Below are 13138 nucleotides of genomic sequence, written 5' to 3'. Positions count from 1 at the left end.
GTTCTTCTCCTAAATGTTTAATACGGAATCTTGTGCTTAAAAAAAGGGGTGCTCAGCTACAGCGCGGCACCCCTTGGGTCATGCGGAATGCCGCATGCGGCAGGCCGTATGACCGGCTCTTACTTTTTTATGCCTGCTCGGAGACTTCGACGAATTCGTCGCCGCCGGCTGCCTTGACCATCTCGGCAACTTCGTTGGTGGCGTTGGCACGGCCTTCCAGGATCGCATCGGCAACGCCGCGTGCGTACAGGGCGATGGCTTTCGACGAGTCATCGTTACCAGGGATCACGTGGGTGACGCCTTCTGGCGAGTGGTTGGTATCGACCACGCCGATGACCGGGATGCCCAGCTTGCCGGCTTCGGTGATGGCGCCCTTGTGGTAGCCGACGTCGACGACGAAGATTGCGTCAGGAACGCCGCCCATGTCCTTGATGCCGCCGATCGACTTCTGCAGCTTGATCATTTCGCGCTCGAACATCAGCGCTTCTTTCTTCGACAGGTTCTCGACCGAACCGTCAGCGATCTGGGCTTCCATGTCCTTCAGGCGCTTGATCGAGGTCTTGATGGTCTTGAAGTTGGTCAGCATGCCGCCGAGCCAACGCTGGTCGACATAAGGCACGCCTGCGCGCTGGGCTTCAGCGGCGATCAGGTCACGGGCCTGGCGCTTGGTGCCGACCATCAGGATGGTGCCGCGGTTGGCGGAGATCTGCTTGATGGTTTTCATCGCATCCTGGTACATCGCCATGGTTTTTTCCAGGTTGATGATGTGGATTTTGTTGCGATGACCGAAGATGAACGGTGCCATCTTTGGGTTCCAGAAACGGGTCTGGTGGCCGAAGTGAATACCGGCTTCCAGCATTTCGCGCATAGTAACGGACATGTAATTCTCCAGGGTTAAATTCTTGAATGTCGGCCAGTCACCCTTTGGGGCACCCTTGGCGGCCGGATTCGCGATTTTGATAATAAAAAATAGACTACTTTGATAACATTGCCGGACCTCAGCCCAAGCAACCCGAGATTCTAGCCGGATTCTCGTTGCAATTCAAGCTTTGCATGCGGGACACGGGGTATCGGCGGCAACACGCCGTCACATCCCTTATAATGCAAGCACTATTGCGCCGGGCATGCCGCCCCGCCGTCTCGAATACTGCTTATCCATGTCCATCTCCATCAAAACCCCCGAAGAAATCGAAGGCATGCGCCTGGCCGGCCGCCTCGGCGCCGAAGTGCTCGACTACATCACGCCTTTCGTGAAAGCCGGCGTCACCACCGGCGAGCTCGACCGCCTGTGCCACGAATACATGACCAATGTGCAGGGCACCGTGCCGGCGCCGCTGAACTACGCCCCGCCCGGCTACCCGCCCTTCCCGAAGGCGGTGTGCACTTCGATCAACGACGTCATCTGCCACGGCATCCCGGGCGACAAGGTCCTGAAAAGCGGCGACGCCCTGAACATCGATGTCACCGTGATCACCAAGGACGGTTTCCATGGCGACAACAGCCGCATGTTCCTGATCGGCGAGCCGTCGATCCTGGCGCGCCGCCTGTCGGAAGTAACCTACGAATGCATGTGGCTCGGTATCGCCAAGGTAAAACCCGGCGCTTATCTGGGCGATATTGGCCACGCGATTCAGCAGCACGCGGAAAAGAGCGGCTACAGCGTGGTGCGCGAATTCTGCGGCCACGGCATCGGCCGCGTCTTCCACGAAGAGCCGCAGGTCCTGCATTACGGCAAACCCGGCACGCTCGACAAGCTCGAGCCGGGCATGATCTTCACGATCGAGCCGATGATCAATGCCGGCCGCCGCGAGATCAAGGAAATGCCGGACGGCTGGACCATCAAGACGAAGGACCGCAGCCTGTCGGCGCAGTGGGAGCACATGATCCTGGTCACCGAGACCGGCTACGAAGTGCTCACCACTTCCGCCGGCACCCCGCCGCCGCCCGCCATCGTCGCCAACAAAGAAGCCGTACCGGCGTAAGCACCATGTCCGCCGCCGCCCTCGCCGATGCTCGTCCCGAACTGAAAAGCCGGCTCAAAGCCGAACGCCAGGTCCTGTTCGCGGCCTTTCGCGAGGACGGCAAGCCGGAAAAATTGCTGCGCGGGCTGCGCCAGTGCGTCGACGACATCCTCAGCGACGCCTGGGTGACGGCGCGGCTGCCCGCCAATACGGCGCTGGTGGGCGTGGGCGGCTACGGGCGCGGCGAGCTGTTTCCCCAGTCCGACGTCGACCTCCTGATCCTGCTCGGCGCCGCGCCCGACGCGATCACCCAGGCCAAGCTCGAAAGCCTGGTGCAGCTGCTGTGGGACCTGGGCCTGGAGATCGGGCACAGCATCCGCACGGTCGACGAGTGCATGACCGAATCTGGCGCCGACATCACCGTGCAAACGAGCCTGCTCGAGGCGCGCCTGGTGACGGGCGACGCGGCGCTGTTCGACCAGCTGCAGGCGCGCTACCAGGAAGCGCTCGACCCGCAGGCTTTTTTCCAGGCCAAGACGGCCGAGATGCGCCTGCGCCACGCCAAATACGAATACACGGCGTTTGCGCTCGAGCCGAACGTCAAGGAAAGCCCGGGCGCGCTGCGTGACCTGCAGGTGATCCTGTGGGTGGCGAAAGCGGCGGGCCTGGCCAATTCGTGGAGCCAGCTCGCCACGCGCGAACTGATCACGCAGGACGAGGCGCGCCAGCTGATGGAAAAGGAGCGCGCCTTCAAGGACATCCGCGTGCGCCTGCACCTGCACACCAACCGGCGCGAAGACCGCCTGCTGTTCGACGTCCAGACGGCGATCGCCGAATCCTTCGACCTGGTATCAGATCCGTCGGGCCCCGGCGCACGGCGCGCCAGCGAATACCTGATGCAGCGCTACTACTGGGCGGCCAAAACGGTCACCCAGCTCAATACCATCCTGCTGCAGAACATCGAGGCGCGCCTGTTCCCCACGCCCGCGGAACCGGTGCGCATCAACGCCTGCTTCAACGACGTGCACGGCTTGATCGACATCGCCCACGACGACACCTTCGAGACCACGCCCTCCTCGGTGCTCGAGATTTTCGTGGCCATGACCGAGCGCCCCGAACTGAAGGGCATGACGGCGCGCACCACGCGCGCGCTCTGGCATGCGCGCAACCTGATCGACGACGCCTACCGCGCCGACCCCGTCAACCGCGCCAACTTCCTGCGTATTTTGAAAGCGCCGGTCGGCCTGGTGCATGCGCTGCGGCGCATGAACGACTTCGGCGTGCTGGGACGCTACCTGCCGAAGTTCAGGAACATCGTCGGCCAGATGCAGCACGACCTGTTCCACGTATATACGGTGGACCAGCACATCATGATGGTGGTGCGTAACCTGCGCCGCTTCACGATGGCCGAACACGCCCACGAATACCCCTTCTGCAGCGGCCTGATCGCCAACTTCCGCGACCGCTGGCTGCTGTACGTGGCCGCGCTCTTCCACGACATCGCCAAGGGCCGCGGCGGCGACCACTCGGAACTGGGCAAGGTCGACGCGCTTGATTTTTGCTGGGAACACGGCCTGTCCCAGGACGATACCGAACTGGTGGCCTTCCTGGTCGAGCAGCACCTCACCATGTCGCAGGTCGCGCAAAAGCAGGACCTGTCCGACCCCGACGTGATTGCCGCCTTTGCCGATGTCGTCAAGGACGAGCGCCACCTGACGGCGCTCTACCTCCTGACCGTGGCCGACATCCGCGGCACCAGCCCGAAGGTGTGGAATGCCTGGAAGGCCAAGCTGCTGGAAGACCTGTACCGCATCACGCTGCGCGTGCTCGGCGGCGAGCCGCATTCGGCCGACCGCGAACTGAAGATGCGCCAGCAGGAAGCGCTGGCCACGCTGCGCCTGTTCGGCCTGCCCGCCAACGCGCACGAAGCGCTGTGGGACCAGCTCGACGTGGTGTATTTCCTGCGCCATGACGCATCCGACATCGCCTGGCAGACGCGCAGCCTGCACGACAAGCTCAAGAGCACGCGCCCGGTCGTGAAAAGCCGCCTGGCGCCGGTCGGCGAAGGCCTGCAGGTGGCCGTTTACGTGAAGGACCAGCCCGACCTGTTCGCGCGCATCTGCAGCTATTTCGACCGCAAGAACTTCAGCATCCTGGACGCCAAGATCCACACCACCAAGGACGGCTATGCGCTCGACACCTTCCTCGTCACCGAAGAAAACTTCGCGAAGAACTACCGCGACATCATCAGCCTGATCGAACACGAACTGTGCGAGCTGCTGGTGTCGAACGCGCCGCTGCCCCCGCCCACGCGCGGTCGCCTGTCGCGCCTGTCGCGCCACTTCCCGGCGGCGCCGACCGTGGAATTGCGCCCGGACGAACGCGGCCAGTACTGGCTGCTCTCGATCGCGGCCAACGACCGCACCGGCCTGCTGTACGCGATCGCCACCGTGCTCACGCGCTACCGCATCAACCTGCATACCGCCAAAATCATGACCCTGGGCGAGCGCGTCGAGGACGTGTTCCTGGTCGACGGCCCGAACCTGAACAACCCGCGCGTGCTGGTGCAGCTGGAAACCGAGCTGCTCGACGCGCTGGCGATCTGATACACCCCGTCTCACTTATTTTTATTCACTTATACCAAGTTTCCAATGACCGAACCGCTCCGCCTCTCCAAACGAATGTCCGAACTGGGCCTGTGCTCGCGCCGCGAAGCCGATGAATGGATCGCGCGCGGCTGGGTGCGGGTGGACGGCAAGGTCGTCTCGGAACTGGGCAGCAAGGTGCTCCCCGACCAGCGCATCACCGTCGAGCGCCAGGCCGCGGCCGAGCAAAGCAAGCGCGTCACCATCCTGATCAACAAGCCGATGGGCTATGTATCGGGCCAGGCCGAAGACGGCTACACGCCGGCCGTGGCCCTGATCAAGCCGGAGAACCGCTGGCCGGACGACCCGGCGCCGGACCAGTTCCACCCGACCCAGTTGCGTTCGCTGGTGCCGGCCGGGCGCCTCGACATCGACTCGGTGGGCCTGCTGGTCCTGACCCAGGACGGGCGCGTGGCCAAGACGCTGATTGGCGAGACCACCTCGGTCGAGAAGGAATACCTGGTGCGGGTCGAGTACACCAAGCCCGGCAAGCTGCCCGATGCCGACCTGAAAAAACTGTGTTTCGGCCTCTGGATGGACGGCAAGCCGCTGCTGCCGGCCAAGGTGCGCTGGCAGAACGACGACCAGCTCAGCTTTACCCTGAAGGAAGGCAAGAAGCGCCAGATCCGCCGCATGTGCGACATGGTCGGCCTGAAGGTCGTTGGCCTCAAACGCGTGCGCATCGGCAAGGTCAAGCTGGGCGATCTGCCGGTCGGGCAGTGGCGCTACCTGCGGGCCGACGAGGTGTTTTAAGCAGGCGGCCCGGCCGGCCTGTTCCTGCATTGTGCTTTCTGCTAATCTTGCCGGATTGCTCATCAAGGATCCTGCCATGGCCATCTCCCGCCGCGCCGCCCTCACTGCGCTCGCTACCGCGCCTGTTATTGCCGACGCCGCCGCCCAGCCCGCGGCGGCCGGCCCGATGTATGGCCTGATCGGAAAAATGCGCGCCAAACCCGGCCAGCGCGACGCCCTGATCGACCTGCTGGCGGCCGGCACGGCCGACATGCCCGGGTGCCTGAGTTACGTCATCGCCAAGGACGTGCAGGACCCGGACGCGCTCTGGATCACCGAAGCCTGGGACAATGCCGCCAGCCACAAGGCCTCGCTCGCCCTGCCCGCGGTGCGCGCCGCCATCACCCAGGGCAAGCCCCTGATCGCCGGCTTTGGCGAACGTTTCGAAACCCAGCCGGTGGCCGGCGTCCAGCGCATTTCGGCGAACTGAACCGCGGCCTTCGCAGCTTTACAACACAACAAGTTTCCAGTTGGAATTGTTAGTTAGAACTCTGCTATAGTCTCGTTCCCTGCGCCTGTCGAGCGCCCTCCCCCCGTGTTTCATCATCATGCGCATGACCCTTCGGGCCGGCTTTGCCGTGCTCCTCGCCTGCCTGGCGGCCGGCCCCAGCCTGGCCGCCGAAGCGCCGGCCTATAACTTTTCACCAGTGAACCAGTACAACCTGCGCGTGTCGGCCAGCTTCTGGAATCCGATCGTGCGCTATGTCTCGGCCAGGAGCGGCGTGCGCCTGAACCTGAAGCTCGGCCGCACCTCGGCCGACACCACCAGCTTCATCCTGACGCGCGAAGTCGACTTCGCTTTCACCAACCACTTGTTCAGTCCCGAGCGCGCCCACCTGGGCTGGACGGTGTTCGGCCGGCGCGACGCGGCGCCGGTGCGCGCCCAGATCGTGGTGCCGGCCGAGTCGCCCGTGCGCACGCTCGCGGAACTTGGCGAGAGCACCGTCGTCTTTCCGGGCCCGGAAGCGCTGATCGCCTACAAAGTCACCTACGCCCAGCTGCTGCGCGAGAAGGTGCCGATCACGGTTGTCTTTGCCGGCAACATGGATGCCGCCTTCACCCAGCTCTTCAGCGGCCGCGTCAAGGCGGCCGGGGCGAATTCCCAGCTGGTGCAGAACTACGCCGAACGCGAGCAGAAGGCGTTTCGCGTGCTCTGGAGCTCGCCCCCGTTCAACGACCTGGCGCTGATGTCGTCCAAACGCGTGCCCAAGGCGCACGTGCGCGCCGTCGCCCAGGCCTTCCTGGGCATGGCGCGCGATCCGGAAGGACGCAAGATTCTGGCGGCGGCCACGGAACTGATCCATGCACCCGAGCCGGTCGGCTTCGTCGCCGCCACCGAGGCCGATTACGCGGCCTACCGCGCGTTCTACCAGGCCGCTCCGGCCCAGCTGCGTTGATCCGCGCCGCGCTCTCGCGACCTGCCGCCCTGCTGCGGCCGCGCACGCTGGTGGGGCGCGTGTTCGCCCTGTTCGCCGTCAGCATGCTGGTCTTCGTGGGTGTCGGCCTGGGCATGTTCTACCGCCACCAGTACCTGCGCCACATCGAAGAAACCCAGGACGCCGCCAACACCCTGGTCGAAGTGGGCGCGCAGGCGATCGAGGAGAGCGCCCTGATCGGCGACTACGACACCGTCAAGCGCACCCTCTCGACGATGATGGTGCAGTCGCCGTTTCGCAGCGCCGCCTTCATCGACATGAATGGCGGCACCATCCGCGCCGAAGCCGCGCCCGACGATTCGCTGGCGCCGGCGCCGCGCTGGCTGCTGGCGCACGTGGGCGGCGAACTGTACGACGTGAACCGCGTGGTCACCGCCGGCGGCAAGGATTACGGCGTGCTGCGCCTGCATTTCGACGAGCGCAGGCTCGCCTCGCAATTGTGGCTGCTGCTGGTGCAATCGGGCCTGCTCGCGGCCGTGGTGCTGGCAATCAGCCTGGCGCTGGCGCGCACGCTGCTGGTGCGCTGGCTGAAGAACCTGGGCAGCCTGCGCTTTTACGGCGATGGAGAAGCCGCAGCCGCCACGGTCCATCCCGACACCCCGCTGGAAATTCGCGAAGCCATCCTGGCCGTGAACCGCAGCGCCGCCAGCATGCGCGACGAGTACGGCCAGCGCATCGCGGGCCTCATGAATTCCCTGGTCCAGCACAAGAGCGCGCTCGACCAGGCGGCCATCGTCTGCGAAGTCGACCTGGAAGGCCGCGTCACGGCCGTGAACGACGAATTCGTGCGCCAGTCGGGCCACGCGCGCGAAGACCTGCTGGGCATTGCCCTGCCGCGCATGGGCGGCGGCTGGTCGCCGGCCGAAACGGTCTGGCGCGGCGAAGTCGCGGTGTCGGCGCGTGACGGCGAACGCCAGTGGTACCGCACCATCGTCCCGATTTTCGACGCCGCCGCCCGCGTCGAAAAATACATCTGCATCGATTTCGACATCAGCGAACGCAAGCAATTCGAAGACGCGATCGTGCGCAACGCCATGCGCCAGGGCCTGATCGCGCGCCTCGGACGCAAGGCACTGGAGGCCGGCTCCCTGCACGAACTGTTCGCGCAGGCCGTGATTACCGCCTGCGACGGCGTCAACGTGCGCCACGCGGCGCTGTTCGGCTTCGACGCCGGCGCCGGCCAGGCCTGCCTGCAGGCGGCCTGCGGCTTCCCGCAGGATGCCCAGGGCAGCCGGATCGACTGCGTTCCCGGCGCGGACGACGCGCTCGGCCTCTGGAGCGCCGCCCTGCTCGGCGCCGGGCAGGCCGGCAGCAGCATTGCGGTGCCGCTCGACTGCGGCGAGCGCCCCTACGGCGCGCTGGCCGTGTATGCCCCGGCCGCGCGCACCTTCCAGGAAGACGAGGACGGCTTCCTGACCAGCCTGGCCAACATCCTCTCGAGCGCCGTCGAGCGCGAGGATGCACGCAATCGCTTGACGTATCTGGCGCAATTCGACGCCCTGACCGGCCTGCCGAACCGCCACCGCCTCGGCACCTGCCTAGAAGAAGCGATCGGCGCCGCCGCGCGCGCCGGAGGCCGGGCCGGCGTCATGTTCATCGATCTCGACCGCTTTAAAAGCGTCAACGACATGCTCGGCCACAGCGCCGGCGACGCCCTGCTGGCCCAGGCCGGGCAGCGCCTGCAGGCCTGCGTGGCGCCCGGCGACGTGGTGGCGCGCCTCGGCGGCGACGAATTCGCGGTGGTGCTGCCGCGGCTGGGCAGCAGCGCCGATGCCGAAGCCACCGCGCAGCGCATCGTCGACGCCCTGGCCCAGCCTTTCCTGCTGCAGGGCCAGCAGCTGTTCGTCTCGGCCAGCGTCGGCATCGCGCAATATCCCGCGGACGGGCGCGACGCCGCCACCCTGCTGCGCAGCGCCGACACGGCGATGTACAGCGCCAAGCACAATGGCCGCAACAACTACCGCTTCTACCTGGCCGAGATGAACGCCAACGCCGCGCTGCGCGTGCAGACCGAACACCAGCTGCACCTGGCGCTCGAGCGCGGCGAGTTCGAACTGCACTACCAGCCGAAAGTGAAACTCGCGACCGGCCTGGTGAGCGGCTTCGAGGCCCTGCTGCGCTGGCGCCATCCAGAGCGCGGCCTGGTCGCGCCCGGCGAATTCATCGCCATCCTGGAGGAAACCGGCATGATCCTGCCGGCCGGCGAATGGGTGATCGCCCAGGTCTGCCGCCAGATCAAGGCCTGGTCGGCCCGGTACGCCCCGGTGCCGCCGGTGGCGATCAACCTGTCGGCGCGCCAGCTGGCGCAGGACGGCTTTGCCGCGAAGGTAAGCGCGATCGTCGCCGAGGCCGGGGTCGACCCGCGCCTGCTCGAATTCGAACTGACCGAATCGATGCTGATGACCGACCCGGAAAGCGCGGTGCGCATCCTGACCGAACTCAAGCAGCAGGGCATGCGCTTGTCGGTCGACGACTTCGGCACCGGCTATTCGAGCCTGGCCTACCTGAAGCGCTTCCCGCTCGACGCCCTGAAAATCGACCGGACCTTCGTGCGCGACCTGCCCGACGACGCCGACGACGCGGCCATTACCAAGGCCGTCATCAGCCTGGCGCACAGCCTGAACCTGAAGGTGGTGGCCGAAGGCGTCGAGACGGCCGGCCACCTGGACGCGCTGCGGGCCTATGGCTGCGACGAAATCCAGGGCTATTACATCAGCCGCCCGCTGCCGGCCGACGGCTGCGCCCTGCTGCTGGCGAACGAACGGGTCCTCGCCGCGTAACGTGGCGCTGCGCGCACGGTTGACTTCATACGGAACGCCGTTCGCCCCGCCTGTCAGGATTGCATCTTGCCCTGCCCTCGCGTAGCATGCAGCAGCTTGCTTCTGGTCATGAGCTGGAGGCGACAGTCCACATACCAAGGAGACATTTTTTGAAAACGGAAATCCTGCCGTACAGCCAGACCCGCTCGTTCGTGACCGTCTGGATGATCGAGTTATGGGAGCGCTTCGGCTATTACGGCATGCAGGCGCTGATCGTCTATTTCATGGTCCAGCGCATGGGCTTCGAAGATACCCGCGCCAACCTCGTCTGGGGCGCAGCCGCGGCCCTGATCTACGTCGCGCCGGCCATCGGCGGCTGGATCGGCGACAAGGTGCTCGGCACCCGCCGCTCGATGCTGCTCGGCGCGATCATCCTCTCGCTCGGCTACGCCCTGATGGCGGTGCCGACGACGAATACCTGGTTCCTGTTTTCGGCACTGGGCGTGATCGTGGTCGGCAACGGCCTGTTCAAGCCGAACACCGCCAACCTGGTCCGCAAGATCTACGAAGGCGACGATTCGAAAATCGACAGCGCCTTCACGATGTACTACATGGCGGTCAACGTCGGCTCGACCTTCTCGATGCTGGCGACGCCCGCGATCAAGGATTATTTCAACGCGGCCCACGGTAACGAGATCGGCTGGCACATCGCCTACGGCGTGTGCAGCGTCGGCCTGATCATCGGCATCTTCACCCTCCTGATGATGCGCGCGACCATCCGCCACGTCGGCTCGCTCCCGGACGAACTTCCGCTCGACAAGAGCAAGCTGGCCATGGTGCTGGGCGGCGGCGTGGTCGCGGTCGCGCTGTCGGCCGTGATCCTGCAATACCAGAGCATTGCCCGCGTCTTCGTCTACCTGGCCGGCATCGTGGTGCTGGGCATCTTCGTGCACCTGATCCGCAAGAGCGAGCGCAGCGAACGCGCCGGCCTGATCGCGGCCCTGGTGCTGACCCTGCAGACCGTGTTCTTCTTCATCTTCTACCAGCAGATGAGCACCTCGCTGTCGCTGTTCGCGCTGCGTAACGTCGACCTCGAGTTCACCGTGCTGGGCTCCCACCTGTGGACCTGGTCGCCAGGCCAGTTCCAGGCCCTGAACGCGATCTGGATCATGGTGCTCTCGCCCGTGCTGGCCGTGATGTACACCCGCGCCGGCCGCACCGGCAAGGACTTGTCGATCGCCGGCAAGTTCGCGCTCGGCTTCAGCGTGGTCGCCGCCGGCTTCTTCACCTACGGTTTTGCGGGCAGCTTCGCCGTCAACGGCATGACCTCATCCTGGATCATGATCGCCGGCTATGGCCTGTATTCGCTGGGCGAACTGCTGGTCTCGGGCCTGGGCCTGGCGATGGTGGCGCGCTACGTGCCGGCGCGCATGGGCGGCTTCATGATGGGCGCTTATTTCGTCGCGACCGGCATCTCGCAATACCTGGGCGGCGTGGTGGCGAACTACGCCAGCGTCCCGCAAGGCATGACCGACCCGCTGCAGACGCTGCCGATCTACACCAGCCTGTTCAACAAGCTGGGCATCGCCGCCCTGATCTGCACCCTGATCGCGCTGTCCGTCTTGCCGCTGATGCGCAAGCTCACGGCAACGCACCACGCGCACCAGTAAGCAGCGCGCTGGACATGAAGGGCCGCTTCGCCGGCCCTTTTTTTTTATTCTGTCGAGGTCTATCTCAACGATGACAATCCTGACCACACCACGCCTGCGCCTGGAACCGATCGACGAGCAGCACTTCGACGGCCTGCAGGCCATGAACCGCCGGCTTGAAGTCATGCGCTTCCTTAGCGGCGCTCCCGAAGCGCCTGAAGAGACGCGCAAGATGATCGCGCTGGTCAAGGCGCGCTGGGCGCAATACGGTTTTTCCTGGTGGGCCTTCATCGAGCGCGACACAGGCCTGCTGGTCGGCGCCGGCTGCATCCAGTACCTGGGGCGCGACCCGGCCAATCCGCATGAAATCGGCTGGCGCCTGGTGCCCGAACGCTGGGGCCGGGGCCTGGCCTCGGAAGCGGCGCAGGCGATGGCCGCCTTCGCCTTCGATACCCTGCGTGCCCGGTCGCTGGTGGCGGTCTGCCTGCCGGAAAACACGGCTTCAACACGCGTGATGGAGCGCCTCGGCCTGCGCTACCGCGGCCTGGAAACATGGTATGAACGGCCGCATGCGGCCTGGGAAATGACGCGCGCCGACTGGCAGGCGCGCGCGGCCGTTTAAACGCGCGCCGCGACCAGCGCCAGCAAGGCGTCCGGGTTCACCGGCTTGACCAGGTAATGGTCGAAGCCCGCCTCCAGGGCACGGGCTCGGTCCTCGGCCTGGCCATAGCCCGACAGCCCGATCGCCACCGGACCTGCGCCGTCCTGGGCGGCGCGCAGGCGCCGCATCACCTCGAGCCCGTCCATCCTCGGCAGGCCGATGTCGCAGACCACGACCGCGTAGGGCTGCGCCAGCAGCGCGTCCAGGCCCGTCTGGCCGTCGTGCGCGACGCTGACCTCATGCCCTTCCATGTCGAGGAAGGCTTTCAGGGTGTCGCAGGCGTCGATATTGTCTTCAATGATCAGGACCCGGCAGCAGCTGGCGGCGGCGGGATGCAGGTCCTGCCGCGGCGGCGCCGCATCGGGCAGCGTGCAGGCCGGCAGGCGCAGGATGAAGCGGCTGCCCTGCCCGACGCCCGGGCTTTCGGCGCTGATCGCCCCGCCGTGCATGGTGACCAGGTTGCGCACCACGTTCAGGCCGACGCCCAGGCCGCCCTCCGAGCGCGCCAGCGAACGCGGACCCTGGGTGAACAGATCGAAAATATGCGGCAGCACTTCGGGTGCGATACCGCTGCCGTTGTCACTGACCGCGATGACGATCTCGTCGCCCTCGCGCGCGGCGCTCAAGACGATGCGCCCGCCGTCGCCCGTGTACTTGGAGGCGTTGCCGATCAGGTTGGACAGCACCTGGGTCAGGCGCACCCGGTCGCCCAGCGTGCCGAGCGCTTGCGGCGGCAGGTCGAGCACGAATTCCTGGCTGCGCTCGCCGATGCGCGGCAAGACCGTTTCAAGCGCCTGGTCGATGGTGGCCGAGAGCGACAGCGGTTCCAGGTTGAGCGTGATCTTGCCGCTGCTGATGCGGGCGGCGTCGAGCAGGTCGTCGAGCAGGCAGGCCATGTGGTCGACCTGGCGCCGGATCACCTTGGTGAAATTGAGCAGCTGGGGCGTGGCGTTGGCCGACCGCTCCAGCAGCATCGAGGACATGCTGATCGGCACCAGGGGATTGCGCAGCTCGTGCGCCAGCATGGCGAGGAATTCGTTCTGGCGCCGGTTCGCATCTTCGGCGTCGTCGCGCAGGCCCTGGGCGCTGATGGCGGCGAGCACCAGGTGCTCGTTCGCTTCGCGCAGGCGCGCGATTTCTTCTTCCTGGCTGGCGATGCGAAGCAGCAGCGCGCCGGTCAAGGCGTCGCTTTGGTCCTGCCCCTGTGCGGGATCCAGGGAACGTTGCATCGAGCT

General features: G+C 65.7%; 10 protein-coding genes. 8 read left to right on the top strand and 2 right to left on the bottom strand.

The features are described from left to right. Nucleotides 1–127: 127 nt before the first annotated feature. Nucleotides 128–880: a 30S ribosomal protein S2 gene (gene rpsB, locus NMB41_RS10645; protein ID WP_494382417.1), complete on the bottom strand. Its 753-nt coding sequence runs from the start codon at nucleotides 878–880 to the stop codon at nucleotides 128–130. Nucleotides 881–1157: 277 nt separating this feature from the next. Here rpsB and map point away from each other — a divergent pair, with 277 nt between their 5' ends. From map to NMB41_RS10605, 8 genes are all read left to right on the top strand, one after another. Beyond that, nucleotides 1158–1982, top strand: a complete 825-nt coding sequence (gene map / locus NMB41_RS10640; RefSeq protein ID WP_494382416.1) for a type I methionyl aminopeptidase — start codon at nucleotides 1158–1160, stop codon at nucleotides 1980–1982. A gap of 5 nt (nucleotides 1983–1987) precedes the next feature. Next, complete coding sequence (locus NMB41_RS10635) at nucleotides 1988–4567, top strand: [protein-PII] uridylyltransferase (RefSeq protein WP_494382415.1); 2580 nt, start codon at nucleotides 1988–1990, stop codon at nucleotides 4565–4567. A 45-nt stretch (nucleotides 4568–4612) separates the two neighbouring features. Next, the gene (locus tag NMB41_RS10630) at nucleotides 4613–5359 is read left to right on the top strand and encodes a pseudouridine synthase (protein WP_494382414.1); all 747 of its coding nucleotides are present in this window, start codon (nucleotides 4613–4615) and stop codon (nucleotides 5357–5359) included. Nucleotides 5360–5435: 76 nt separating this feature from the next. After that, nucleotides 5436–5828 (top strand): putative quinol monooxygenase, encoded by a 393-nt coding sequence (locus tag NMB41_RS10625; protein ID WP_494382413.1) that lies wholly within the window; start codon nucleotides 5436–5438, stop codon nucleotides 5826–5828. A gap of 124 nt (nucleotides 5829–5952) precedes the next feature. Then, the gene (locus NMB41_RS10620) at nucleotides 5953–6795 is read left to right on the top strand and encodes a phosphate/phosphite/phosphonate ABC transporter substrate-binding protein (RefSeq protein WP_494382412.1); all 843 of its coding nucleotides are present in this window, start codon (nucleotides 5953–5955) and stop codon (nucleotides 6793–6795) included. Next, nucleotides 6792–9614, top strand: a complete 2823-nt coding sequence (locus NMB41_RS10615; protein ID WP_494382411.1) for a putative bifunctional diguanylate cyclase/phosphodiesterase — start codon at nucleotides 6792–6794, stop codon at nucleotides 9612–9614. Before NMB41_RS10620 ends, NMB41_RS10615 begins: the two co-directional genes overlap by 4 nt. Before the next feature lie 203 nt (nucleotides 9615–9817). Further along, nucleotides 9818–11263 carry a peptide MFS transporter gene (locus NMB41_RS10610; RefSeq protein ID WP_494382822.1) on the top strand — a complete coding sequence of 482 codons (1446 nt, stop codon included), beginning with the start codon at nucleotides 9818–9820 and terminating at the stop codon, nucleotides 11261–11263. A 70-nt stretch (nucleotides 11264–11333) separates the two neighbouring features. Further along, nucleotides 11334–11864, top strand: a complete 531-nt coding sequence (locus NMB41_RS10605; protein ID WP_494382410.1) for a GNAT family N-acetyltransferase — start codon at nucleotides 11334–11336, stop codon at nucleotides 11862–11864. Here NMB41_RS10605 and NMB41_RS10600 read toward each other — a convergent pair. Next, on the bottom strand, nucleotides 11861–13132 hold the full coding sequence (locus NMB41_RS10600; RefSeq protein ID WP_494382409.1) for a hybrid sensor histidine kinase/response regulator: 1272 nt from the start codon (nucleotides 13130–13132) through the stop codon (nucleotides 11861–11863). The genes NMB41_RS10605 and NMB41_RS10600 overlap by 4 nt on opposite strands. Nucleotides 13133–13138: the final 6 nt, after the last annotated feature.

Source organism: Massilia sp. FBCC-B171, assembly GCF_059134155.1.
The sequence above is the reverse complement of the archived record's forward strand: the minus strand, read 5'-3'. Positions and strand labels throughout refer to the sequence as shown.